The organism is Enterococcus sp. CR-Ec1, from assembly GCF_002850555.1.
Classification (GTDB): domain Bacteria; phylum Bacillota; class Bacilli; order Lactobacillales; family Enterococcaceae; genus Enterococcus_D; species Enterococcus_D entomosocium.
On the sequence record NZ_CP025223.1, the window covers coordinates 2,626,857 to 2,650,019 of the forward strand.

29 protein-coding genes and 2 pseudogenes are annotated in these 23,163 nt (G+C 43.1%); 8 read left to right on the forward strand and 23 right to left on the reverse strand.

The genetic code is table 11. The features are described 5' to 3' along the window. Nucleotides 1–39: 39 nt before the first annotated feature. The 8 genes and pseudogenes from CXM95_RS12585 to CXM95_RS12630 form a co-directional block, all read right to left on the reverse strand. A complete protein-coding gene (locus CXM95_RS12585; RefSeq protein WP_005225447.1) occupies nt 40–762 on the reverse strand; it encodes a deoxynucleoside kinase in 723 nt (240 codons plus the stop codon). Nucleotides 763–778: 16 nt separating this feature from the next. Then, a pseudogene (locus tag CXM95_RS12590) lies at nt 779–1,135 on the reverse strand (nucleoside 2-deoxyribosyltransferase); the annotation flags it as partial. A 79-nt stretch (nt 1,136–1,214) separates the two neighbouring features. Further along, a complete protein-coding gene (locus CXM95_RS12595; RefSeq protein WP_101699226.1) occupies nt 1,215–1,793 on the reverse strand; it encodes an LOG family protein in 579 nt (192 codons plus the stop codon). A 323-nt stretch (nt 1,794–2,116) separates the two neighbouring features. Next, entirely contained in the window at nt 2,117–2,524 is a 408-nt protein-coding gene (locus CXM95_RS12605) for a helix-turn-helix domain-containing protein (RefSeq protein WP_008379091.1), read from the reverse strand. A gap of 246 nt (nt 2,525–2,770) precedes the next feature. After that, nucleotides 2,771–3,994, reverse strand: a complete 1,224-nt coding sequence (locus CXM95_RS12610; RefSeq protein ID WP_086297579.1) for an amidohydrolase family protein — start codon at nt 3,992–3,994, stop codon at nt 2,771–2,773. 16 nt (nt 3,995–4,010) lie between these two features. Then, nucleotides 4,011–5,372 (reverse strand): hypothetical protein, encoded by a 1,362-nt coding sequence (locus tag CXM95_RS12615; RefSeq protein WP_005225442.1) that lies wholly within the window; start codon nt 5,370–5,372, stop codon nt 4,011–4,013. 349 nt (nt 5,373–5,721) lie between these two features. Next, entirely contained in the window at nt 5,722–6,645 is a 924-nt protein-coding gene (gene msrA / locus CXM95_RS12620) for a peptide-methionine (S)-S-oxide reductase MsrA (protein WP_086297582.1), read from the reverse strand. Nucleotides 6,646–6,961: 316 nt separating this feature from the next. Beyond that, nucleotides 6,962–7,507 carry a cysteine hydrolase family protein gene (locus tag CXM95_RS12630; protein ID WP_042890449.1) on the reverse strand — a complete coding sequence of 182 codons (546 nt, stop codon included), beginning with the start codon at nt 7,505–7,507 and terminating at the stop codon, nt 6,962–6,964. 120 nt (nt 7,508–7,627) lie between these two features. Here CXM95_RS12630 and CXM95_RS12635 point away from each other — a divergent pair, with 120 nt between their 5' ends. After that, nucleotides 7,628–8,035, forward strand: a complete 408-nt coding sequence (locus tag CXM95_RS12635; protein ID WP_008379099.1) for an Lrp/AsnC family transcriptional regulator — start codon at nt 7,628–7,630, stop codon at nt 8,033–8,035. Nucleotides 8,036–8,074: 39 nt separating this feature from the next. After that, nucleotides 8,075–8,335 (forward strand): annotated as a pseudogene (locus tag CXM95_RS19200) (hypothetical protein); the annotation flags it as partial. Nucleotides 8,336–8,350: 15 nt separating this feature from the next. Here the strand turns inward: CXM95_RS19200 and CXM95_RS12645 are convergent. The 7 genes from CXM95_RS12645 to rlmH form a co-directional block, all read right to left on the reverse strand. After that, nucleotides 8,351–8,701: a type II toxin-antitoxin system PemK/MazF family toxin gene (locus CXM95_RS12645; protein ID WP_086297585.1), complete on the reverse strand. Its 351-nt coding sequence runs from the start codon at nt 8,699–8,701 to the stop codon at nt 8,351–8,353. Then, a complete protein-coding gene (locus CXM95_RS12650; RefSeq protein ID WP_086297597.1) occupies nt 8,695–8,958 on the reverse strand; it encodes an AbrB/MazE/SpoVT family DNA-binding domain-containing protein in 264 nt (87 codons plus the stop codon). Before CXM95_RS12650 ends, CXM95_RS12645 begins: the two co-directional genes overlap by 7 nt. A gap of 286 nt (nt 8,959–9,244) precedes the next feature. Continuing rightward, the gene (locus CXM95_RS12655) at nt 9,245–9,412 is read right to left on the reverse strand and encodes a PTS glucose transporter subunit IIA (protein ID WP_016621416.1); all 168 of its coding nucleotides are present in this window, start codon (nt 9,410–9,412) and stop codon (nt 9,245–9,247) included. Nucleotides 9,413–9,757: 345 nt separating this feature from the next. Next, nucleotides 9,758–9,856 (reverse strand): type I toxin-antitoxin system Fst family toxin, encoded by a 99-nt coding sequence (locus CXM95_RS12660; RefSeq protein ID WP_074534955.1) that lies wholly within the window; start codon nt 9,854–9,856, stop codon nt 9,758–9,760. An 87-nt stretch (nt 9,857–9,943) separates the two neighbouring features. Beyond that, nucleotides 9,944–10,702 (reverse strand): type I methionyl aminopeptidase, encoded by a 759-nt coding sequence (gene map / locus CXM95_RS12665; protein WP_086297604.1) that lies wholly within the window; start codon nt 10,700–10,702, stop codon nt 9,944–9,946. A 42-nt stretch (nt 10,703–10,744) separates the two neighbouring features. Continuing rightward, nucleotides 10,745–11,482 (reverse strand): tRNA pseudouridine(38-40) synthase TruA, encoded by a 738-nt coding sequence (gene truA / locus CXM95_RS12670; protein WP_005225435.1) that lies wholly within the window; start codon nt 11,480–11,482, stop codon nt 10,745–10,747. A 65-nt stretch (nt 11,483–11,547) separates the two neighbouring features. Beyond that, nucleotides 11,548–12,027, reverse strand: a complete 480-nt coding sequence (gene rlmH / locus CXM95_RS12675; protein WP_008379108.1) for a 23S rRNA (pseudouridine(1915)-N(3))-methyltransferase RlmH — start codon at nt 12,025–12,027, stop codon at nt 11,548–11,550. Between the two features lie 373 nt (nt 12,028–12,400). Between rlmH and CXM95_RS12680 the strand changes: the two genes are divergently transcribed. Then, nucleotides 12,401–13,705, forward strand: a complete 1,305-nt coding sequence (locus CXM95_RS12680) for a S1C family serine protease (RefSeq protein ID WP_086297606.1) — start codon at nt 12,401–12,403, stop codon at nt 13,703–13,705. Nucleotides 13,706–13,784: 79 nt separating this feature from the next. Here CXM95_RS12680 and ytpR read toward each other — a convergent pair whose 3' ends face one another. The 4 genes from ytpR to pepA form a co-directional block, all read right to left on the reverse strand. Next, nucleotides 13,785–14,399 carry a YtpR family tRNA-binding protein gene (gene ytpR / locus CXM95_RS12685; protein WP_101699228.1) on the reverse strand — a complete coding sequence of 205 codons (615 nt, stop codon included), beginning with the start codon at nt 14,397–14,399 and terminating at the stop codon, nt 13,785–13,787. 272 nt (nt 14,400–14,671) lie between these two features. Beyond that, nucleotides 14,672–15,133 carry a universal stress protein gene (locus CXM95_RS12690; RefSeq protein ID WP_005225429.1) on the reverse strand — a complete coding sequence of 154 codons (462 nt, stop codon included), beginning with the start codon at nt 15,131–15,133 and terminating at the stop codon, nt 14,672–14,674. A 12-nt stretch (nt 15,134–15,145) separates the two neighbouring features. Beyond that, nucleotides 15,146–15,466, reverse strand: coding sequence for a thioredoxin family protein (locus tag CXM95_RS12695; protein ID WP_026008043.1), 321 nt, complete (start codon nt 15,464–15,466; stop codon nt 15,146–15,148). Nucleotides 15,467–15,600: 134 nt separating this feature from the next. Then, on the reverse strand, nt 15,601–16,677 hold the full coding sequence (pepA, locus tag CXM95_RS12700; RefSeq protein ID WP_086299278.1) for a glutamyl aminopeptidase: 1,077 nt from the start codon (nt 16,675–16,677) through the stop codon (nt 15,601–15,603). Between the two features lie 292 nt (nt 16,678–16,969). Here pepA and CXM95_RS12710 point away from each other — a divergent pair, with 292 nt between their 5' ends. Next, entirely contained in the window at nt 16,970–17,314 is a 345-nt protein-coding gene (locus CXM95_RS12710; RefSeq protein WP_005234590.1) for a peptidase, read from the forward strand. Nucleotides 17,315–17,374: 60 nt separating this feature from the next. Here CXM95_RS12710 and CXM95_RS12715 read toward each other — a convergent pair whose 3' ends face one another. The 3 genes from CXM95_RS12715 to CXM95_RS12725 form a co-directional block, all read right to left on the reverse strand. Further along, nucleotides 17,375–18,409, reverse strand: coding sequence for a hypothetical protein (locus CXM95_RS12715; RefSeq protein ID WP_086297614.1), 1,035 nt, complete (start codon nt 18,407–18,409; stop codon nt 17,375–17,377). A gap of 77 nt (nt 18,410–18,486) precedes the next feature. After that, the gene (locus CXM95_RS12720; protein ID WP_005225423.1) at nt 18,487–18,888 is read right to left on the reverse strand and encodes an Ohr family peroxiredoxin; all 402 of its coding nucleotides are present in this window, start codon (nt 18,886–18,888) and stop codon (nt 18,487–18,489) included. Between the two features lie 182 nt (nt 18,889–19,070). Then, nucleotides 19,071–19,319: a GlsB/YeaQ/YmgE family stress response membrane protein gene (locus CXM95_RS12725; protein ID WP_005225422.1), complete on the reverse strand. Its 249-nt coding sequence runs from the start codon at nt 19,317–19,319 to the stop codon at nt 19,071–19,073. Nucleotides 19,320–19,773: 454 nt separating this feature from the next. On the opposite strand from CXM95_RS12725, the gene CXM95_RS12730 reads away from it, so the two are divergent. Both CXM95_RS12730 and CXM95_RS12735 read left to right on the forward strand, forming a co-directional pair. Further along, on the forward strand, nt 19,774–19,995 hold the full coding sequence (locus tag CXM95_RS12730) for a hypothetical protein (RefSeq protein WP_233499054.1): 222 nt from the start codon (nt 19,774–19,776) through the stop codon (nt 19,993–19,995). Beyond that, a complete protein-coding gene (locus CXM95_RS12735) occupies nt 19,979–20,167 on the forward strand; it encodes a maltose ABC transporter permease (RefSeq protein ID WP_086297617.1) in 189 nt (62 codons plus the stop codon). The genes CXM95_RS12730 and CXM95_RS12735 overlap by 17 nt, the downstream gene beginning before the upstream one ends. A gap of 71 nt (nt 20,168–20,238) precedes the next feature. Here the strand turns inward: CXM95_RS12735 and CXM95_RS12740 are convergent, their stop codons facing one another. Then, nucleotides 20,239–21,180: a magnesium transporter CorA family protein gene (locus CXM95_RS12740; RefSeq protein ID WP_016621424.1), complete on the reverse strand. Its 942-nt coding sequence runs from the start codon at nt 21,178–21,180 to the stop codon at nt 20,239–20,241. 186 nt (nt 21,181–21,366) lie between these two features. On the opposite strand from CXM95_RS12740, the gene CXM95_RS12745 reads away from it, so the two are divergent. Further along, nucleotides 21,367–22,194, forward strand: a complete 828-nt coding sequence (locus tag CXM95_RS12745; RefSeq protein ID WP_034872349.1) for a manganese catalase family protein — start codon at nt 21,367–21,369, stop codon at nt 22,192–22,194. A gap of 128 nt (nt 22,195–22,322) precedes the next feature. Beyond that, a complete protein-coding gene (locus CXM95_RS12750) occupies nt 22,323–23,162 on the forward strand; it encodes an aldo/keto reductase (protein ID WP_008379131.1) in 840 nt (279 codons plus the stop codon). Nucleotide 23,163: the final 1 nt, after the last annotated feature.

The window sequence follows — 23,163 nt, forward strand, 5'->3', positions numbered from 1 at the left end:
AGACACTTGTTTTTTTCGTAAGCTGTCTCAACTGCTGGGTCAGCTTGTCACAGATGCTGCGTTTTTCTTAGAAAAATCACCTTTTGCGATGGCTTTGTCCGTACAATAGTGGCCTTTGCCATGGGTCTGACGGACTTCCGCCAATTTTTCTTGGATCATCTCGAGGATCACCATGAGGTTGTCTTCATTGGCAACAAAGTCCAATTGATCCCCATCAATTTGCATTTTCGGACAAACGTCAAAGTTTTCATACCATTCATCGTATCGCTGATTCAACTCTTTGTAATAGTCGTACAATGTCGGATCGTTGGCAATTTGTTCATAGGAACGACCACGTTTGTTGATCCGTTCAATCATTGTATCCAAGGAAACCTTAATATGAACCATTAGATCTGGATGTTTCAATGGCGCTGATTCTTCCAATTCCCGCAACATCGTATTCAACAGGTTATCGTATTGTTCGACCTCCATCGGTGCGATTCGACCTAGATCCGCATTTAGATGAAACATCAAACTGTCCTCATAGATGGAGCGATCAATGACATTGTCATCATTCGACAAAGCTTCTCGCATCCCTAAAAAACTTTTGTTTAAGAAAAAAATCTGCAATAAAAAGGCGTATCGTTCTGGATTGGAATAAAACAATGGCAGAACATCGTTGTCCTCCACGTTTTCATAAAAAGGCTTCGACGCCATTTCCTTCGATAAAAAATCAGTCAAACTGCTTTTTCCTGCCCCGATCGTACCTGCGATTAATAACACATTCATCCATCCTTTATTAAATATAGTCACCGACAAATGCTCGGTGCGCCATCTCTTCAAAATCGTACGCTCTTAGTGCCGTCAAATCAGTCAAATACGCTTGTACCGACTCCGTCAACATCAGATTGACCGCCGCGGCTTTTTCCTGAAAAGCGATCACTGGTTTATTTAGTACGTGTGCTGCGCCGATTTCAAAGGCTGTTCCCGGATCAGTGATTCCTTCATGGTAATCCAAAACGGCAACGACGACGTCGGCTCGTGTCAATTCCAGCACGTCTTTTTCAAAAATTTCTCTCGCCCATTCCGGTGTATTGGGTTCAGATGAACCTTCTTGATACAGGCGCGGCGAATAGACCGCCAAAGGCTGTGGGTTTTCAGCTAAACTGCGTTCTACCTGTTTGAGTCGTGCGACTTGTTCGTTTGAAAAAACGGTCCAGCTAAATAGACATGCTTCATCCTGCCAAGCACTCCTTTCCTGACCCCTTCGCCGCCAATCGTTGGATCAACGACTCAACGTCAGATAGGAAAAAGAGCGTTTCCGGCAGTTCAGCCCAAGCAAAGCTGGAAGCTTCAAACATTTTTAGCAGTGGCTTCAGTCCATCCTTCAAGACTTCGTTCATCAACACACCGATTGGCTTGACTGGCAATTTCCCAAGAGTCATAAAAGAGCATATTGATGACAACTCCTCTAGTGTACCAAATCCACCAGGTAATACAAGGTAGGCATCGCTCATTTCCAGCAATTGTTGTGTTTGCTCCTCCCTCGTATCCGTATAGAACTCGGTGTATGTGCTTGATCCAGTGACGATTGACGGCAAATCTTCTGCAAAGGAACCTGATGGATAGATCCCCGTCACTGCGCCTTCTTTTTCAAAGACCCCATTAACGATCTCCCTCATCAAGCCAGCCAAAGGGGCGCAATAAATCAACTCGATGTGATTTTTTGCTAAGGCATTGCCGATGGCACGAGCGGTCTTTGCCAACTTTTCCTCATTTTCTAAACGGGTACCGCAAAATACAGTTACTCTCAAAAACAACAGCTCCTTCTTCACTACACCTGCTATTTTACACAATCTATTAAAAAAGTAAATACTACATATTGTGCTTTATTTAGATAAAAATCGATCCATTCACTATATATTGTATATATCCGTTTACATCTTTTCGCTTTCCCTTAAACGTTACAAACTTTGAAAATAGCAGATAAGAAAAAACAGAATCAGCTTCCATCGATTGCCTCAGTCCTCTTTCATCCCACATAAAAAAACACGATGCAGGTAGGCTCGTGTTTTTTTGTCCATCACTTTTTTTCTCTTGTCCAAGCAAAATTTAGCAAAAAACTGTATAAAAAAAATTATTTTTCTTCAGTAGCTGCTTTCAGTTTTTCCAAATCCTCTTGCTCGACAAAAAAGGTCACTTCTCCTGTTTCTAAATCGACGGATGCTTTGACTTCAACCCCTCGTGGGAAAAACTTGCTGGCATCGGTCTCGATTTTCAAACGCATCGTTCCATCTTTCAATCCAGCACCATAGGTCATCGTACGAAAGTTCTTTTTCATTCCTGCTCGCTCCTTTTTTAATAGCTCATCGACACTGCACCCATAAAGGGTACTCAGTTTTAATAAATTCAAACTGTCTGGGACCGTCTTGCCGGTTTCCCAATTTGAGATCGATGTGCGGGTCACTAAAATTTTTGTTGCTACTTCTTCTTGGCTCATTTGTTGTGTGACTCGATGGTTCTTTAGTGCTTCCCCAATCGTCATCTTGGCCTCCTTCTTCTACCTTAACGCAGACCTGCTGTGATTGCTGCTCAAATCCATTGATATTACGGCATTGTCAAACAGTTTTGACAGGTTTTTCTTAAACGAACTCTCCGTGATAGCGGTTTTCTTTCTATCATAGATGAAAAAAGAACAAATGACTAGAAAATGATCTTGTTACTTCAACTATATTACGATAAAAAAAGTAGCACGAATAAATCGTACTACTTAAGAAAACATGACCTGTTGCTAACGGTGGATCGTCACTTCTTTTTTGACTTCCACGATGATGCGGCCATTTTTGATGACCACTAAACGTTCAGGAATATCGATCAGCACATCGGCTTTTCTCTGGGTATCTAAAAGAATCAAATCTGCGCGGTTGCCAACAGCAATCCCATAGTCTTTGATATTTAATGCTTTGGCGGTATTGGTCGTAATCATTGGCAAGACTGTCGGCAGGTCATCGGCGCCGCCTAAATGCGCCACTGGCACAGCCAACATAGCGATTTGAATCAAATCACCGTTGCCATATGGCGTAAAGGCGTTACGAATATTGTTGCTGCCTAAGCAAATATTCACACCGGCATCACGTAATTTGCGAATCGGCGTCACGGCACGACGAACGTTGTAGGCATCGTTTCTAGCACCTAAGTGTAAGTCGGTCGCAGGCAACGGCATCACATTGATTTGGGCTTTGACCATCAAATCGATAACTTCTGCCAGCTGATCCGGTTCCATGGCGTGCAGCGCAGTCAAGTGTCCTACAGATACCCGACCTTGGTAGCCTTCTGCGATGGTTTTTTCACACAGGTAGACGATCGATGTATCGTCTGCTTCGTCAGCAAAATCCTGATGCAAGTCAATGTCTTTGTCAAATTGTTTGGCGATCTCAAAGATCAAGTCGATGTGTTCATTGGCTGGCGCATCATTGTAAGGAATGCCGCCAACGACATCGGCGCCTTTCTCCATCGCTTCAATCATCATTTTATCCGTTCCGGGTGCTTTAAAAATTCCTTCTTGCGGAAAGGCAACGACCTGAATGTCGATCAGGTCTCGGTATTCTTCTTTTAAGCGCATGATGGTGTCAAACCCAGTGAAGCCTTGCGCCGGATCAAATTCGGCATGGGTGCGAACAGCAGTGGTGCCATGTATGATCAGCATTTCTAATGCACGTTTCGCTCGATCATAAATATCTTCTTCGGTAAAAGTCGGTTTGAGCTTTGCCGTAACTTGGATCGCTTCTTGTAATGTACCTGAATTATTAGGTTCACGATCGGCAATCAAGGCTTTGTCTAAGTGGATATGACTTTCGATCAATCCAGGGATCACCACTTTGCCTTTCGCCTCAATCGTTTTTGCTGCTGATTCTTCAATGTTGGGTGCAACTGCGGTAATTTTTCCTTTTGAAATTGCAATGTCTACTAATTCTGCATCGTCTTCAAGACGTGCTTGTTTGATCAATATATCCATGTTTTCCTCCTATCCATCAGCCAAACACTAAGCCGATGACTAATAATAATACGGCTGCTAAACTCAACCACTTCACGTTTCCTTTGACTACATCCAGAATCGGAATTTGGAAACCAGAAGATAAAGCTTGCATCGTAATGTTGACGAAACTCATTTGACTGCCGAGTCCAACCCCCATCGTTACAAAACCAAGAGCTAACACTGGGAAGCCTAATGAAACGGCAACTGGTAACACTAATGTTAATACGGAGCCGACATAGGCACCTGCGGGAATCCCAATCAAGACACCCGTCAAGATCGCCACGGGAACGACGATCGCTGCGGGGGCATTTTGTGCCGCACCGGCAATAACAGCAAACGTCCCAGTTTCAGCGATCACGTTGATGAAGGCTAAAAAGATCCCCACTTGGAACAAGCGGGTCAAAATATACGTGGATCCGTCCACCATCGCTTCCACCGATTGATTCATCGAAAAGTCGGTACAAACAAAAATCAACGCCAACGTGACCACCATATAAACTAGCGGCGTAAAGAGGACAAAGCCGATCAGGTCATTGATCAACGGACCAAAGATGACCGCAAAAAGCAAGAAGATCGCAGGCAGTGTCGTTTTAAATAACTCGCCATTGCTTTTGTTTTCGTACTCTTGGTTGGCTGATTCTTTGAAGCCCAGATGACGACGCTTGGTCCCGAAGAATGCCAATAAAATCGCCAAACCAACGAATAACAACCAGAATGGGCGCATTTGATCGACATAAGAAGCGACACTAAAGCCGCCTAGTTCAGACACGATACTAGATTCCAAAGAGGCAGGAGAAGTCGTAAAGGAGACCGCTGCTGCCAACGACATCGCTGCGATCAATTCGGGTACCACTCCAACTGCCGCAAATGCTAACGGTGCGATCACCATGGCACTCCCGCCGCCGATCCCAGACATATAAGTCGCTGCTGCCAATAAGATGACAATAAAACCAGCCACATATTCCACTTTTCCTTTGGTCCCCCTTTTGGCTAAGGTTAAGGCTGCCGTATAACTACCGGCTTTGAAGACCGCCATCGCTACAGCGGAATTGATGATTGGCACCGTAATACTTAACATCGTCGGAATAGCTTCCAACAGTTGCGAATTGGCTTCAGCTAAACTGATCCCGCCAATAATCATCGCCAATATCCCAGCAATCAAGCCAGCAATGATCATATCTACTTTTTTAAAGAGTAAAACCAGTACTAACACTAACGGAATCAGTACTAAAAATGCTTTGACTCCAGTTGGTGCAACGATCTCATTGATCGCTTCTGCCGCAAACACTGTTCTTTCTGAAAAGATAAAAAGAATGAGAGCCATAAACAGTGAGACGAACGTTCCCTTTTTTTTCATCACATTTCTCCTAACTTATATGAATCTTCATATAATAAATGTTGTGTTGCTATGGGGTGTTGCTGATTGATTTTTCCGCTGATTATTCTCTGGTGTTTCCCACCTTCTTTCCTCGAAGAAAGGAATCAAGCAAAAGACACCTGCTTTTTCGACCTTTTTCGCCACTTTTTCTTTCTCTATTATAATTCTTGTTGTTAACGCTTTCTTTGGACATTATTCTAAAATAAATCTACGTTTTTTATCCAATTGGCTAAAAGCGCAGAAAAAAGCGCGGCTTGTGGAGAAAAGAGCCTTCATTTGATTCTTTTCCCCTTTTCTCGGAGCCCCGCTTTTTTTAGTGATCTTCTGTTTATGATCGTTTTTCCCCTCGGTTTGTCCAGCGTTTCAGTTTATAAAAAAGCATCAGTTGCTTGCGCGCTCGCTTGATCCGCTGGTAGCGCTTGGGCTGCTTCTTGTAAAATGCTTGATGGTATTTTTCCGCTGGCCAAAAGGGTGCAGCCATGCGGATCTCGGTCACGATGGGTTGCTGATAATAACCAGATTGTGCTAGTTCCTTTTTGGCTCGTTGCGCAAGCACTTCTTGCTCAGCAGTCGTATAGAAAATGATTGGACGATAAAAATTGCCGCGATCTTGAAATTGTCCGAAAGCATCTGTCGGGTCTGTCACTTGCCAATACAACTGTAACAAGTCCTGATAGGTGATGATTTTGGGATCAAAAATGATCTCTACTGCTTCGACATGCCCTGTTGTTCCACTTAGTACTTGATCATACGTCGGATTCGGGACTGTTCCCCCAGTATACCCCGACAAAACGGAAAGAATGCCCGGCTGGTCTTCAAAAGGCTCTACCATACACCAAAAGCAGCCGCCAGCAAAAATAGCCACTTCTTGTGCTTTTCCACCTGTTTCGGTCGGCTCCACGGAAACTTCTGCTGGTTGGGCTTTGCTTGTTTCTTCATTCATTGCCTTTTTCGGTGCTGGCTGGCTGATTGTTTGATAAAACTCGGCGACATTCGGGGTCAGATTGTTTCTCAGTGCCAAAGGACGCAACGACGCTTCTAGTTTTTCCAAAACCCGTCTGGTCTGTTGGTCTTCAAGGCTATTTAACGATTCCTTTTCGTGTTTGCCTGCTTTTTGTTTGGTCGCCAGCTGAGTTTCCAGTGTATTTTTTGCTTGCACCAGTTGTTCTCGTTCCCACTGTCTCGTGCCAGGATACAAGATCAAATTATAGATTTCTGACAGCCACGCCATCGTTGTTTGCTTCATCACCATTGCCCCTTTGCCTCATGAAGGAGCCGAATTCACTCCTTGTTTGGTTGCACTGTACCATAGTTTCGCCGATTCGCCCAATTTGATGCCCAAAAAACGTTCGAGAGAAATCCTCGAACGTTTTTGGCTTTTGTATGGGTTAGTTCTTATTCATCCTCTGAGGGATCAGCTCAGTATCATTGGTGGGTACGCAATTGGGCATTCATTTTTTTTTAGAAACATTGAAGCGGAATGAGATAGGATTGCCAATTTCAAAGAGTGATCAAGAACCACTCAATGCAAATGAACCTTTGCCTTTGTTGGTAAATACGCAATTTTTCTACAATCCGTTTAAATAGTCATCGGTTTTCATCACCGTAGAGAAGGTTTCCAACGCCGATAAAAACGCTCGTTGAACAGCTTCCGCAGGAATTTCGTGTGCTTCAAATGTTAATGCTTTCGTTGCCGTGGCATCAGAAATCAGTATGGGCTGATAACCGAGTTCTTTACTAGCTCTTGTGGTTGAATCGATGCACATATGCGTCATCATCCCAGTGATGATAACTTGTTGAACACCTAAAGAGTCTAACGTCTCTTTTAAATTTGTTTCAATGAAGGAGTTAGGAAAGTGCTTTTCGATAATAATAGAAGAATGCGTTGTTTTTAACTGTTCATGCAGCAGTACACCTTCGGTCCCTCGTTCAAAAAAATCAGCTGCTTCTTGATCGTTGATGTGTTGGATATAGATGATCGGGAGTTGCTTTTCGATAAAAGACGCTTCTAGTTTATTTATGTTTGCAAGCGCCTGTTCAGGGGAATGAAGGGCCATTCTTCCTTCTTTAAAATAATCATTTTGGACATCAATAATTACTAAAGCTTTTTTCATAGAATCACCATTTCTTTTCTTATTTGTTATAATCCAGTATAAATACATATGAACCTACAACAAAGTGTCTCTTGAAAAAGATAAAGTCAATTTACTTTCATTATGAAAGGAGGAACCCTTATGGACATCATCGATGAACAAATCCTAGCTATCCTGAAACACAACAGCAAATTATCGAACAAAGAAATCGGCGAAATGGTCCACCTGACGGGACAAGCCGTGGGCAATCGGATCTTGAAATTGCAAGATGAGGGAATCATTCAGCGATTTAGTATTGTAGTAAACTACCCAAGTACGCAATACATCCGGTTTTTTATGGATTCAAATCGCTATACAGCTTTTGAAGCCTTCGTGAATCAATACAAAGAAATTGAGGTCTTTCATAAAGTTTCGGGTCAAGCTTGTTATCTCTTGGTCAGTCATTTTACAGATGTAACCTTCCCTTTATTTATAGAGAGTCTCTCAAAATGGGGCAGGTATAGTGTAGAAACCTTTGTGGCTGACAAACTCAATCATGGGGATGTTTGATGTTAGCGGCTGTGGGCTAGTCCTCCATTCATTAGATTCCTTGATAAATTTATCGAAGACTCAATCGTCGAAATTTTGGCAATGATGCCTAGCAGCAGCGTGCCGAATTCAAACATCGCCAAGCATAAAGTATTAAGACTGCTAGTGCAAACACAAAAGCGCCCCCATTGCCTTGTTTATAAAAGTATCGTTCAGGATCACGGGAATAGAGCTAGTATCTTAAAGATTGCAATGGAGTATAATGTTACGAGACAAAGCGTTTATAGAATAAAAGAAAACAGCATGGTCAACATCGATTAGATGATCATGCTGTTTTTATCTACTTACTTTTTGAAATACTGTTCTAACTTTTATCAATAACTCATCAACCAAGTGCTCATGCGCTTTTTCCAAAAAAACACATGCTCTGGCTTCATAATCAATTGTCGTTAATTGATCCAACAATACTTTTCCTGTTGTCTTCATGCCATAATCTGGATCAATACTTACATATAACGGATAGTTTCTACTTGTACTCGAAATCGGAGCAACGGTGGCAACGTTACTATAATCTGCAATCATGTCATGACTTAAAACAATATAGGGCCTTTTTCCCGTTTGTTCATGTCCAGAACGAGGAGCTGTATCCAATAACAAAATATCACCTTGTCTAGGTTTTCTTACCATTTTTCATTCCCTACTGCTTCACCTAAATTTTGAATTTCCACATGATTTTTCTCAGCAGTGTAATTTTCAAATAACTCTTCAATCGTTAACTCGTTTTCTAAATTTGCTGCTTCGATGATTAGCCGTTTATGGCCGTTTACTTCTTCTTGTATTATCTTCACTTTGTCATCTGTATGAATGCCAAGATACTCCATAATGTACTTCGGCAATCTCAGACCGTTACTATTGCCCCATTTTTTTATAGGTAACATTTCCATGCGCGACACCTCTTTCTGTATATACATAGTATAACATATATCACGATGGAGTATATACATAATTATCCTTTTTGGTCGATTCACCTAAATTCATTTAAAAAGAATTGTTCTTACAAGTTTACACTGCTGTGCTAATAAAAATTTGTAGTATACCAAAATGTCAAATTGCAGGACAATGACTGACATAAACGATTTGATTATAACCACGTTGATACGCTCTTTAGGTATTAACAATATTTGGATGCAAGTAAGTAGTAAACAACAGGGATTGCTGTCCCTCCCCTACTTATTCCTTCATGTGTTCTATATTCGATAGCATAGCTAGTTCGAAAAAATAGTTAACTTTCCCACTAATCAGGGAGCCAACAATTTCTTCAATAGGAATACCTGCAAAACCGTCACCCATGGCTTTATCAGAAAATACTGGGTCGTTTACTTTATCCGAATTTATCACTTACATGTACACCTAATTTAAATTTTTCTCTATTTAAAAAAAAGAGAAAACAATAACTCCCACTATAGACTATTTTTTTCACGGTAATACCTCAAGTGGGGGTTACCATCCATATTTCGGAAAATAGAAGTAGAGGTAATTAAATTTCAAATTTATTAGGTTTTCTTTATCTATTCGAGTGGATATCACGGGTAGTTTTTTATTTTCCCTGTGATATAATAACCTTGCGAAACGATAGAAAGTTTATAGCACTACAGCACAAAGGCGCTCCCTAACCGCGACGAAAGGGAGCGCCTTGTTTATGCTAGTTGCGACTGCTAGCATGTGAGTTGGATAGCAACTTGCTTAGTTATCGTCTTTGTCTTTCTCATCCAACCAGTGAGAAAATAGTTCGATGACTATACCAACAACAATTGGTGCGACAACCAGCGATAGATAAATCATATACACTATATCCTCCACAGGGGGAGTAGAAAGTATTCATGTTACGGAAATTACACACAGTTATTTTTCAAAGACATTAAGTGATGTTCACGTTTCTTCCTTTTGCAACGTCATGATGACTGGACCTTCTTTGGTGATGGCGATCGAATGTTCATATTGGGCACAATAACTGCCGTCAATCGTGCGTGCTGTCCAGCCGTTTGGGTCCATCTTCATGCGCCAAGTGCCGGTCGTGATCATCGGTTCGATGGTGATCGTCATGCCCTCTTTCAAACGAATTCCTTTGCCAGGTAACCCGAAATGAGGAAAGAAGGGTTCTTCATGAATGGTTGGGCCAATGCCGTGAGCAATAAAGTCCCGCACGACACCATACCCTTTTTCTTCAGCAAAGCTTTGGATCGCATAGCCAATATCGCCGACGCGGTTGCCGACTTGTGCTTGCTCGATGCCTTTCATTAAGGCTTCTTTCGTTACTTCCATCAGCGCTTGATGTTCTGGCGAAATCTCTCCTACAGCATATGTCCAACAGCTGTCAGAGATTGCTCCTTTGTAATCGACACAAAAATCGACTTTGACGACATCGCCTGATTTTAAAACATATTCTGAAGGGAAACCATGACAAATCTCTTCATTGACACTGATACACGTCGCAAATTCATAGCCTTCAAACCCAATTTGCGCGGCTGTTGCCCCTGCAGCTTCTATCTGTTGATGGACAAAGGCGTTGATTTGGTTCGTGGTGATACCGGGAACGATTTTTTCCCGTAGTTGCTCGTGAATACTTGCCAAGATACGACCGGAAGTTTTCATTTGTTCGATTTCTCGTGGGGATTTTAATGTGATCAATAGATGATCTCCTTTCCTTAAATAGCCATTACCATGTTTCTTTTAATAATACACCTCATCTAGAAATAAGCCATGAGAAGGCACTGTTTCACCAGCTGCTTGTCGTACTTTATCGGCTAACACTTGATCGATCACTTCTGGCGGCAGTGTGCCATCGCCAATGGCAATCAGTGTGCCTGTCAAGATTCGGACCATTTTATGCAAAAAACCGTTGCCTTTGAAGGTAAACCGCAGTAGGTCGCCTTCTGGTGTGATGGTGATTTCATCGATCGTGCGCACCGTTGATTTTTTTGATTTTTTCAATGCAGAAAAGCCGATAAAATCATGGGTGCCGATCAACTTCTCAGCTGCTTGCTGCATTTTTTCCAAATCAAGGGGCTGCGGGCAATGAAAACTGGTATTGCGAGCAAAGACCGATGGGATCGCGTTGTTCCAAACATAATAGCTGTATTGCTTGCCTTTGGCGTGATAGCGTGCATGGAATCGTTCAGGCACTTCTTCAATCTTGTTGACAACGATGTCTTGCGGCAAATAGCGGTTAAAGAACTGCTGCATCTCTGGCAAACTCATTTGATGGGTCGTCTTGAAATTTGCCACTTGTCCTCGAGCATGCGTGCCCGCATCGGTTCTACCAGAACCCACGATCTCAATTTCTTCTCCCGTCAATAATTTGATGACCCCTTCAACTTTTTCTTGGATCGTTTTTTCAGAATCTCCTAGTCGTTGCCACCCTAAGTAGCGCTTGCCGTCGTATTCAATCGTTAGTTTGATATTTCGCATGGTTGTTGCTCCTTTTTACCGGTAGTACCGGTGGATAATTTTTTCTATTATACTGCTTAAGATATTTACTTATGATACGGCGCTCCCGTATTGATTCGATACGCGCGATAAATCTGCTCCAATAAGATCAGTTTCATGAGTTGGTGGGGGTAGGTCATTTTGCCAAAGGAGATTTTGGCATCACTGCGAGTCATGACTTCTTGGCTTAAGCCTAGGGAGCCGCCGATGACGAAGGTCAGTTGGCTTTTTCCTTGGATGCCGAGTTGATCGATTTGTTTGGCGAAGGCTTCACTGGTGGGATTGGTGCCTTCGATTGCTAAGGCAAAGACATATTCGGTGTCTTTGATTTTGGCTAAAATGCGCTGGCCTTCTTTTTCTTTGATTTGCAGCATTTGGGCTTCACTCAAGGTTTCTGGCGCTTTTTCATCTGGTACTTCGACAAACTCAAGCTTTGCGTATGCCCCCAATCGTTTGGCGTACTCGTTGATTCCTTGAACGAGGTACTTTTCTTTTAGTTTTCCTACTGTGACGATTTTGATTTTCATAGGTTCCTCCTCGTTATCCCCTTATTTTATGAAAATGTGGACAATGCTATCCACAGCCTTTTACACACTTTGACTTTCTTTGAAATCCTTCTATCTTATCTATAAAACTGCGACACTTCAAGGGTTTCTTCATCCATCCAATCAAAGCTCTCAAGTTTGTCCACACAGTGTGGATAAAAAGACCTTTGCTTCTCCCCAGTTTAGCCTGCTATTTTTATTCAAAAATGAACGGGCTTTACGAAGAAAATTTCATCGTTTGAAACAGATTCTTACGCAACTTCTTCATATTTTTTTCAAAATCTCTTAGTAGACTAATCTCAGATAGAAGGAATATACTGATTATAACGAATTATTCATTAAGGGGGAAATAGTAATGTCAAGAAAATATGTCACACCAGGTAAGAAAACTTCTCCTGGTTTATTAAAACGATTAGGTATTGGGATTTTAGGCGGTATGGTCGGCGGTTTATTGACCTTCGGCGGTCTATATCTGGCAATGGGTTCATCCTTGACTTCAACACCAGAAACCACGACCAACAGTGGGGTCCAAGATTCTAACGGGCAAACACAAGTATCTAATGTCAAACTTGATGTGACCAGCGATGTCACTGAAGCAGTTGAAAAAGTACAAGATTCCGTCGTTTCCATCATTAATTTACAACAAAGTCAAAGCAACGATTGGAACAGCCTCTTTGGTCAGCAAGGTGGACAAAGTGAAGGCGATAGCCAAAGCGAAGACGACAGTGCTTTAGAAGCTTCTTCTGAAGGGAGTGGTGTCATTTACAAAATCGATGGCGACGATGCCTATGTCGTAACCAACAACCACGTAGTTGAAGGTCAAGATGGTTTGGAAGTTGTCTTAGCAGATGGTACAAAAGTCAAAGCTGAATTGGTAGGTACCGATTCTTACACAGACTTAGCCGTCTTAAAAATCTCTTCTGAAAAAGTTACAACTGCCGCAACATTTGGCGATTCAAGTGCCTTGAAAGTCGGCGAACCAGCAATCGCGATTGGTTCTCCTCTAGGCTCTGACTACGCAAACTCTGTGACACAAGGGATCGTGTCTTCCTTGAATCGTCAAGTAACAAGCCAAAACGAATCTGGTGGTACGATCAGTATCAACGCGATCCAAACGGATGCTGCAATCAACCCAGGAAACTCTGGTGGTCCACTGATCAACGTTGATGGTCAAGTGATTGGGATCAACTCAAGTAAAATCGCCAGCACCTCTGGTTCTGCGTCAGGCGTTAGTGTCGAAGGAATGGGCTTTGCGATTCCAAGTAACGATGTCGTTGAAATCATCAATCAACTAGAAGCAGACGGCAAAGTGGTCCGCCCTGCACTAGGGATCCAAACGATCGATTTAGGTTCCATCACATCACAACAACAAGAACAAATCTTGAAAGTTCCTTCATCCGTAACTTCAGGCGTTGTGATCTACTCAGTCAACAATGCAACACCAGCAGAACAAGCAGGATTGCAACAATATGACGTTATCACGAAGATTGATGATACAGAAGTCAGCACAACAACGGATCTACAATCTGCGTTGTACAAACACAAAGTCGGTGACACGATCACTGTAACCTTCTATCGTGGCGATGAAGAAAAAACAGCAGAAGTAAAACTTTCCGTTGATACATCGATCAACGAACAATCAACAGACAGCAGCAACTAAGCAGCCAATCACCAAAACTAATCGAAACAATAATCAAAAAATGAACTGCCGCAAAAACAGGAAGCGGCAGTTCATTTTTTTAGGCTTTACCGACTGGAAAAGCTTCACCTAAAACGGCATCTTGAGGCAGCTCAAGGATGCCTTTTTTTATTGGTGCACCTTCTAAATGCAGTTCTTTAGCAGAACAGATCATTCCGAAGCTTTCTACGCCACGAAGCGTCCCCGGCCAAATCATCAAGCCATCCGGCATCATTGCGCCAGGTTTAGCGACAACGACTTTCAATCCTTTACGGATATTGGCAGCGCCACAGACGATTTGCAAGACTTCCCCATCTCCAACTTCTGTTTCCGTGATAGACAGATGGTCGCTGTCTGGATGTTCCACACAAGACTTCACATAGCCAACGACGATTTTTGGTTCTGTTTCTGCAGGCAGTTCTTCCCTGAATCCGGCTTCTTTGATCATGGTGTTCAATTGTTGGATTTGTTCTTTCGTCAACGTCACTTGACCACGGCCTTCGATCGTCATCACTTCTGAAATCGCAAAAAAGTTCCAGCCGACGATCGTGCCTTCTTCATTTTTGATTTGGGCAACATTGCCTTTGCGTTCGACGGTTTGTTCTAATCCTTTATCATCTGCTGTGATCGCAAGCAGTGTATCACTGACATATTCTTTGTTATAAGCAAAAATCACGTTTTTTCCTCCTTAGGTACTTACACATTCCGCCCATAATCTTAACAAATTTTTCGGCATCCGTCATGGAATTTCTTTGTTTTCCTTGAAATTCTAGTTATTTTCAAAGACAAAAAAGCCTGAAAACCAGCTACTGCTCATTTGCTAAAGATAATGCTTCACTAGCGAGCAAAACCGCTGGTTCTCAGGAACTTCCTTTTGTCACTTGTTATTACCATGCGAACTAAGGAAAAGAACACGGCAACGACAAGCTTATTTTTTCCAAAATGACCTTACGCTTTGGTTTCTTCAGGTGATACGATCAGCACGTCGCACCGGGCTTCACGAATAACGAAGCTGGCGACACTCCCCATCATGAAACGTTCCACGGCGTTCAGCCCGGATTGCCCCACCATGATCAAATCGATGTCGTATTGATCCGGTAATTGGGTGGCAAGGGCGTCTTTGATGGAGCCGTAAGCGACGATGCCTTCTACTAGATCAAAATCTACTGATTTTGCGTAGGCTTTGCAGTCGTCGATCAGATTTTTCGCCGTGTCTTTTTCTTGTTCTAAGATGGAACTATCCAAAGGTGCATAGCCCATCATGGTCGGCACTTGCTGATCGATGATCGTTGCGGCATAGACCTTCCCTTGATTTCGACGAGCGACTTCCACTGCTTTTTTGAAGGCTGACATCGCTTGATCTGAACCGTCGATCCCTACTAAAATGTTTTGATATCTTTGTGCTTCCATCTTTTTCCCCTCCTATGCTGATTGTACGCTGGTTAAAAAGGCTTCGATCTCTTCTTTGGTTTTGCGATCCTTGTTGACTAACCGTCCCAGCTCCTTGCCGTCTTCGATAACGACGAGGCTAGGAATACCAAAAATGTTCCATTCAACCGCTACATCCATGTATTCGTCACGGTCGACTTCGATAAATTGAAGATCTGGAAAGTCCGCTTCGATCTCAGGCAATTGCGGTTTGATATATCGGCAATCGCCACACCAATCGGCGGTGAAAAAGAAGACATTTTTGCCTTTCTCCACATATGTTGCTAACTCTGCTAAATCTTTTGGAATAATCAAATACTCACCACTTTCTTTTCTTTAAGTATACACCTTTCTTTCAGGGACTACCAACTGACATGCTGATCTTGCAAAGCCCTGCAGAAAAAAAAGAGACAACGGGTGGCTGTCTCTTTGCTTTCGTTCGTTCTCGCTTATTGTCCTGCCAAAATCGTATCAACGGTTGAACGATCCAAACCTTTCAAGACTTGAATCACCATTTCCCGTGCCGCTTCAAAATCAGCGATACTGAATAAGGTTTGGTGAGTATGGATGTACCGTCCAGGAACACCGATGACAGAACTTGGGATCCCTTCATTTGCCATGTGTGCTGCACCAGCATCGGTACCACCTTTTGAAACAAAGTATTGGTAAGGAATGTTGTTGCTTTCTGCTGTATCCAACAAGAATTCTTTCATCCGTGGCAACATGATCATGCCTGGATCATAGATTCGCATCAAAGTCCCGGCTCCTAGATGACCAAAGGTGCCATTTTTCGTGACTGTGTCATCCGCTGGCGAGCAATCGACCGCAAAGAACAAGTCTGGTTTGAATTTCGTCACAGACGGACGAGAACCCCGTAAGCCGACTTCTTCCTGAACGTTGGCACCAGCAATCAACGTATGGCCTAATGTTTCCTCTTTCAAGGCTTCAAGTGCTTCTAATACGACAGCACAGCCGTAACGGTTGTCCCAAGCTTTCGAGATGATGTTTTTCCCATTGACTGTTTTGATGGTTTCCACTTGTGGGACGATCGTATCGCCAGGACGTACGCCAAAGCTTTCTGCTTCTTCTTTTGATTCAAACCCAGCATCAAACAAAATATCTGTCACTTCGACATTTTTTTGACCGCTGCTTCCTCGCAATAAATGTGGCGGTACTGAAGAAGAAACGCATGGGTAATCGCCCTTCGCTGTTTTCAATGTAAACCGTTGAGCAGATACCACATAAGGGTTCCATCCGCCTAAAGGAGTGACTTTGAATAAGCCGCGATCGGTGATCGTCGTCAATAAGAAACCAACTTCGTCCATGTGAGCAGCTAACATCACTCGTGGTGCATCTGCTTCTTGGTGGTGACGCAAACCGAAGATGCCGCCTAAGCCATCTTGTTGGATTTCATCTACCAATGGAGTCATCGCTTCACGCATATACGCTCGCACGTCGTGTTCAAACCCGCTGGTTCCTTGTAGCTCCGTTAGTTCTTTGATACGTTGAAATGTTTTTTCTTCCATGATCATTCGAGAAACACGTATCAGTTGTTTGCTGCCCCAAAGAAACAAAGCTGCTTTTTTTGAAAAAGCAACGCTTGCTGTTGCTGTGTTTTTCAGCAATTTTTGGGTGAAACAACGGATGTGCTCTCTTCCTCCTTATTCCTACTGATATTCTTTATTATAGCGCAAATTTCTATTGTTGGTTATTTTTCTTATAGAATATTTCTAAACTATGGTAAACTATTGTTAAGAGGACCTGTGCTTTCACCGAGATCAAAACATTCGGGAAAACTTACTTTAGGAGGGACATTAGATGGAGAATGAGCATCCATTGCATTATTTTAAAAATGGACTGACCATCGGTTTAGGTCTTGGCTTTGCAGGAGGGATTTTTTCAACGATCTGGTTGAAGAAAAGGCAAGCCATGAATGCCGATGATGTCTTAGACAATATAAAAGCGGCGTTTATCAAAGAAGGACCGATCGAAGGTTCTTGGATCAATTTCGAAAAACAACCTTTGCGCAAATTTGCGATCACTTCCCAAGGATATACTGGCGGCATCACCCGCACCGAAGACGGACAGCTTGTCACCTATGAATTTTTGGCAGATGCTCATACCGGCACCGTCTTAGATATCCAACGAGCAATCGTGGAATAATTACTGCACTTACGACCAGCTTCTTAAGAGGCTGGTCTTTTTTCTTTTTAAGCAGTTATCTTACTGAAGTAAGGTCGCAAGGTCCAATACCACGACTTCATCGATGCTGCCGCCTTTTTGCCGATACGCCCATGCCCCACTTTCAAACAAGCAGTACAGCTGCCCTTTTTCTACCACGATCTGTTCAAGGTAATGGGGAAACTTGATGCGCCGCAACGCATGTTTGCGGGTCAGCACCGTTGCATCCTTTGAAAAGACCCATAACTCAGCCGACCCTGGTCCAAAGGAACGTGCCAACAACAAGTATTCAGTGGTAAAAGCGATACTTTGGACTTTCGTGGTGGTGACCCTTCTCTTTCGCGGCTTGATGCGAGGAGATGCTTTGCGACCGCTGTCTGAAAGAACAGGCAGCGGATAATTCGCCACCACGCCACCGTTTTTCAAGGCAAAGGTCCCTGAGACAAGTTCACCGCTATCGGCTGCCAAATAGGAGCTGTGAGTGATGCCTGCCAATTCGATGACTTGCTGATAAGCGATCGGCTGACTGGTTGCCAAGGAATCATCTTCCAGCAGTGTCTGCAAAGAAACACACGCCACTCGTCCCATTCCTTTCCCAGTGATGGTTAGCCACAGCACTTGCGTTGCTCGATCAAAGACTAATCCGCCGACATGGGGGCGTTTTGGCAGAACCACCGTTTTCAGATGCCGTCCGCTCGTTCTTTCTATTATATAAAGCTGTGAGTGATGTTCCTGCTGCGAACAGTACGCAGAGAGGAACAAATAGTCCTCCGAAACGGCCAACCCTTGTGGAGTCATTGCCTGACACTGATCCGCATGCTTGTACAGCCTCGTTTCTGCTTTCGCCGTTGCCGTCGTTGCAACTGCGGCAGTGGCTTTTTTTAAACCGGGAACCAAAAGGACTGCTTCCCTTTTTACCCCGGCTGCCAGCCACGCTTTCCGCACGCTGGGATAACGCTTCAGCTGAGCTGCCAGTGCTTGATTGTGGCGCGCATGTCGGTGCTTTTTCAGCCAGTACACCACAAAAAGGCCAACCACAAACACGCCCAAAAGCAGCAAGATCTCTGTTTGTCTCATTGATTGGCCTCCTTGATGAATTCCCTCTTGTCGGCTGATTCATCAGCCGCTTATTTTTTGTCTAGCTGCAATAATGCTTAGACTACTTGTACTTCGACATCAATGTTGCCACGAGTTGCCCGAGAATACGGACAAAAATCATGGGCTTCTTCTGCGATTTTCTCTGCCTCGGCTTTTTCAACGCCTGGTAACGACACTTCTAAAATCACGCCGATTTGGTAACTGCCGTCCTCATGCTGATACAAAGACACTCTTGCTTTAACTTCGGATTCGGATTCGATGTTATGCTCTTTCAGCATATGCTGTACGGCACCGTTGAAACAAGAAGCATAGCCAGCGGCAAATAATTGTTCTGGGTTTGTGCCCTCACTGTGAAGACCCGGTTTGTCGATTTTCAGGTGAAAACTGCCATTTGGTGCTTCGACCTCTCCGACACGTCCGCCTCGATTGATCATCGCTGTTTCATATTGCTTTTTCATTGAACCTCTTCCTTTCTTTTTTTGACCTACTTCAAGTGTAACGACAATTTCCCGATATGACAAAAGGATTGCTTATGCTTCCTTAAAAACAAAAAAGGCAAACCCAGAAAAATCTGGATTTGCCTGTCTATTCGAGGTAATTACTACCCGAAATAAATGAATGGAAACAATTGCTGAATGGACTAGCCGTTTGAACGTCCTAAGAAGAATGAAACAACAGCAACTACAATAACCGCACCAATAATTGATGGGACGATTGCCATTCCAGCAAGTGATGGACCCCAAGAACCTAAGATTGCTTGTCCAATAGCTGAACCTACTAAACCTGCAACGATGTTGGCGATCCAACCCATTGATCCACCTTTATTTGTGATAGCTCCGGCGATCAAACCGATAATAGCTCCTACGATTAATACCCATAACCAATGCATATTTTTCTCCTTCTTTCTTTTAAGTAGTTATTACACATATTATGTTACGCTTAATCCCCGTTTTAGACAAAAGATTTGCACTCAATTTGCAAAAAAAAATTTCAAACCTTGTTATATTAACGTTTATCAGTACTTCTTAATTATCGTTGTAAGAGCTTTAATTCGTTTTTTTTAGTATTGGTGCTTTTTTTGAAATCGTTTTATTTTTTATTTTGCATCTTCTTCGCTAAACTGAGGGAGAGCCACTCTCATTTTGTCAGATAATTGGCACTTTTTACTCCTCAGTGCGTTTTAGGACAGCTATCTTTTCAGCACTTCAGCTATTTTTCATTAGAGGACGTTTCGATCGTTTTAAATTGGAAATGTCTTCGCAGATTCCCGTGTTTACTTCCAGAGCTCCCAGCGAAGGCGGTACTTATTTGAAAATGGCGGGAAAATACACAGAAAAAACGGTATGACTGTAGAAGTTCCTGATTTGCCTTACGCGGATTTATTGAGGATTCTAGTCAGTGCCGACTGCAGCTATGCGCTTACAAAATACGATGCCATTTTTTTCTTCCTCTATCATCGCCATCACCATGCTGCCGATTGCCCGACCAATCATTATGACACTGGGGATCTTCTCCTTCCAGTGGCGGTGGAAGGAGAAGATCTAGCCCTTGATCGTCTTGAATGATCCGAAAAAATACACCTTGCAAGTGGCGAACCGCAGCTTGGTGGGCACTGAAAATATCCATTGGACGATTTTGATTGCTGCCTTGGTAATTTACATCTTGCCTTTGCTGCTGGTCTTCCTCGCCTTTCAGCGCTGGATTCTCGACAGCAATTTAGACAGCGGGTTAAAATAAAAAAATGCCAACTGCTTCGTCACACCATTCTCCTTTTATGGATGAACGGTGCCACAGAGCAGCGGCGCTTTTTATTTTGAAAAGTCTTTCCGTGACAAGTAAATGGCGGTTAATATCCCAACTAAAATAGCCAAACCAAAGACAATGATCGTGCCGATGGCATTGTCTTTTCCTGGCAGTCCCCCGGTGTTGATCCCCCATAGCCCCGCGATCAAGGACGGCACAGCCACCACTAATGCCGCAGAATCTAAGTATTTCATCAGATGGTTTAGATTGTTGTCCATCATATCAGAGAACAAGCCACCGATGGTTTCTAGCAAGTCGCGATAGATGGTGACCATTTTCATGGCAAATTTCTGCCGCAGCTTGATGTCATAAACGAGTGCTTCATTATCCAAACGATCCAAAAATTCTTTGCGATCCATCAAACGATCGACGGTATGGTTCTGATCCCGTAAGGTGTGATCCAGATAGACCATGTCTCGTTCGGTATCGGCTAAATTAAACAATTCGTTGTTTTCCGTCGTTTTACGGGCTGCTTCATCTAGTGCATCGATCTGTTTCTTCATTTCCTGCAGACCTTTGATGTAATGGGTGTAGATCATCAGCGTCGAGTAGGCAACAATATCTTCATAGCGTTGAATATCTTGCTCATGCTTTTCAATCAGGCGTTTAATCAGTGTAGATTGATGAGAGACATAAGTGATCAAAAGATCTTTGGTATAAATAAACGTCACCGGTTCTAAACGATCTTCGATGCGGTCTTGTGTCACTTCTGACAAATCGATCAAGGTATAAAGAATCGGATGATTTAACTTAGTGTTACGTAAGTATTCCAAACGTGAGACTTCTTCCGGTTCATTGGCGCCAATAAAAATATCTTCGGGCAGTTGATACTTATCTAACAAGTGGCGTTGTTCCTCTGGATCTGTCCCAGAAACCACCAGCCAATTGTAATCTTCCTCCGAGGATTCCCTTATTTTTCGGTCGTCCATTTTGTAATACTGAAACATGGTGACTCGCTCCTTTTCTAATTCTCTCTTAATTTAACTATCTAACGCTTCTCGCTTTTTGTCAAAGCAAATGGCTTTTCTTTTTGGAGCTTTTTTTATTTTGAACTAAGTGCATTTTATTAGACGAACCTTTCGATTCATGAGAAACTTTTTATGGGCCCAATAAAAAATTTTAGGAGGAATAGTATGTTTCGTCATCAAAAAGAACTACAGTTTGAAGCTAAACCAGAAAAACCAAATCCGTTAGTTGCGAAATACCTTCAAGAATTAATCGGTGGACAATATGGAGAGATGAGTGTTGCCATGCAATACTTATTCCAAGGATGGAGCTGCCGTGGGGAAGAAAAATACAAAGATATGTTGATGGATATCGCTACTGAAGAGCTTGGACACGTTGAAATGTTGGCAACGATGGTTGCACGTCTGCTGGAAGGTGCACCTGTGGAAGATCAGGAAGCTGCCATGAAAAAAGACCCAACGATCGGTGCGATCATTTCCGGAATGAATCCGCAACATGCCATCGTTGCCGGCTTAGGACCACGTCCTGCTGATAGCGTCGGCAATCCATGGTCAGGTGCGTATATCATTGCTAGTGGCAACTTGCTTGCTGATTTCCGTGCCAACTTAAATGCAGAATCACAAGGTCGTCTGCAAGTAGCACGCATCTATGAAATGATCGATGACCGTGGGGTCAAAGACTTACTTTCGGTCTTATTAGCGCGTGATAGCTACCACCAAAATCTTTGGGCAGCTGCCGTGAAAGAATTGGAAGAAAACGAAGGCTCGATTTTAGTGCCGACTACCTTTGACCGCAAAAACGAACGCTTAGATATCGCTTATGATTTCTATAACTTCTCAGAAGGCGACCAAAGTAAAGAAGGCTCTTGGGCGAAAGGCAAAGCCCTTGATGGTGAAGGCGAATACCAATGGCTAGACGAACCAAAGATCGAAGGAAAAGCGCCAAAACTCGATCAAGTCACACCAAAAATGTATGGCACACCGCCTGAAAAATAATTTAATCAAAAAGAGCAATTGTTTCTGAAACAGAAACCGTTGCTCTTTTTTCTTTGTTTGAGCAAGTTGGTTACGTTCCTGGCAAAAAAGCGTTAGAGTAGAATGTAAAGAAAAGGAGGAATCATTTTATGAAAGCACCTTTACTGACATTAAACGACGGCAATTTACGCCCCGCCGTGGGCATCGGTACCTATCAGATCCGCGGTGGCGAAGGATTGAGCCAGCTGCAAGCAGCGATCGCCGACGGGTATCGCTTGATCGATTCTTCAACCAATTATGACAATGAAGGCATTGTCGGCAAAGCGATCCGTCGCTCTGGTATCCCACGTTCAGAATTTTATATCACCTCAAAATTACCAGGAAAATACCATGGCTATGATGATGCCTTAACCAGCATTCAAGAATCCCTTGCTCGCATGGGGCTCGACTACTTCGATGCCTTTTTGATCCACTGGCCATTACCAAAACGCGGCAAATATGTCGAAGCTTGGCAAGCCTTAGTGACCGCCCAAAAATTAGGCTTGATCCGTTCCATCGGCGTTTCCAATTTTGAACCAGAACATTTGGATGCCATTATTGAAGCAACTGGTGTGACCCCTGCACTAAATCAAATTGAGATCCATCCTTACTGGGTCCAAGAACGAATGGTCGCAGAAAACAAAAAACGCGGCATCGTAACGGAAGCTTGGAGCCCATTAGGTCGTGGCAGCGATGCCCTGAAAGAACCACTGATCACTGAATTAGCTGAGAAATACCAAAAATCAGCTGGTCAAATCATCTTACGCTGGCATGTGGAACGTGGCATTTTGCCCCTGCCAAAATCAAGAAACCTCGCCCATCAACGAGAAAATCTTGCGATCTTCGACTTTGAACTGACTGAAGATGAAATCAATCAATTCAATCAGTTAAACAAAGCAGACGGCCGTATCGATGGTCAAGACCCAAATGAGTATGAAGAATTTGAATAAA

Coding starts and splice junctions, on each gene's coding strand:
- CXM95_RS12730 (WP_233499054.1), top strand. CDS start 19,774: ATGACTGTAGAAGTTCCTGATTTGCCTTACGCGGATTTATTGAGGATT.
- CXM95_RS12605 (WP_008379091.1), bottom strand. CDS start 2,524: ATGACGATTGGGGAAGCACTAAAGAACCATCGAGTCACACAACAAATG.
- CXM95_RS12715 (WP_086297614.1), bottom strand. CDS start 18,409: ATGAGACAAACAGAGATCTTGCTGCTTTTGGGCGTGTTTGTGGTTGGC.
- pepA (WP_086299278.1), bottom strand. CDS start 16,677: ATGGAAGAAAAAACATTTCAACGTATCAAAGAACTAACGGAGCTACAA.
- CXM95_RS12740 (WP_016621424.1), bottom strand. CDS start 21,180: ATGTTTCAGTATTACAAAATGGACGACCGAAAAATAAGGGAATCCTCG.
- CXM95_RS12725 (WP_005225422.1), bottom strand. CDS start 19,319: ATGCATTGGTTATGGGTATTAATCGTAGGAGCTATTATCGGTTTGATC.
- CXM95_RS12710 (WP_005234590.1), top strand. CDS start 16,970: ATGGAGAATGAGCATCCATTGCATTATTTTAAAAATGGACTGACCATC.
- CXM95_RS12720 (WP_005225423.1), bottom strand. CDS start 18,888: ATGAAAAAGCAATATGAAACAGCGATGATCAATCGAGGCGGACGTGTC.
- CXM95_RS12745 (WP_034872349.1), top strand. CDS start 21,367: ATGTTTCGTCATCAAAAAGAACTACAGTTTGAAGCTAAACCAGAAAAA.
- CXM95_RS12630 (WP_042890449.1), bottom strand. CDS start 7,507: ATGAAAAAAGCTTTAGTAATTATTGATGTCCAAAATGATTATTTTAAA.
- CXM95_RS12680 (WP_086297606.1), top strand. CDS start 12,401: ATGTCAAGAAAATATGTCACACCAGGTAAGAAAACTTCTCCTGGTTTA.
- truA (WP_005225435.1), bottom strand. CDS start 11,482: ATGCGAAATATCAAACTAACGATTGAATACGACGGCAAGCGCTACTTA.
- CXM95_RS12635 (WP_008379099.1), top strand. CDS start 7,628: ATGGACATCATCGATGAACAAATCCTAGCTATCCTGAAACACAACAGC.
- CXM95_RS12650 (WP_086297597.1), bottom strand. CDS start 8,958: ATGGAAATGTTACCTATAAAAAAATGGGGCAATAGTAACGGTCTGAGA.
- msrA (WP_086297582.1), bottom strand. CDS start 6,645: ATGGTGATGAAGCAAACAACGATGGCGTGGCTGTCAGAAATCTATAAT.
- CXM95_RS12645 (WP_086297585.1), bottom strand. CDS start 8,701: ATGGTAAGAAAACCTAGACAAGGTGATATTTTGTTATTGGATACAGCT.
- rlmH (WP_008379108.1), bottom strand. CDS start 12,027: ATGAAAATCAAAATCGTCACAGTAGGAAAACTAAAAGAAAAGTACCTC.
- CXM95_RS12750 (WP_008379131.1), top strand. CDS start 22,323: ATGAAAGCACCTTTACTGACATTAAACGACGGCAATTTACGCCCCGCC.
- CXM95_RS12610 (WP_086297579.1), bottom strand. CDS start 3,994: ATGGATATATTGATCAAACAAGCACGTCTTGAAGACGATGCAGAATTA.
- CXM95_RS12615 (WP_005225442.1), bottom strand. CDS start 5,372: ATGAAAAAAAAGGGAACGTTCGTCTCACTGTTTATGGCTCTCATTCTT.
- CXM95_RS12660 (WP_074534955.1), bottom strand. CDS start 9,856: ATGATTTATCTATCGCTGGTTGTCGCACCAATTGTTGTTGGTATAGTC.
- CXM95_RS12690 (WP_005225429.1), bottom strand. CDS start 15,133: ATGGAAGCACAAAGATATCAAAACATTTTAGTAGGGATCGACGGTTCA.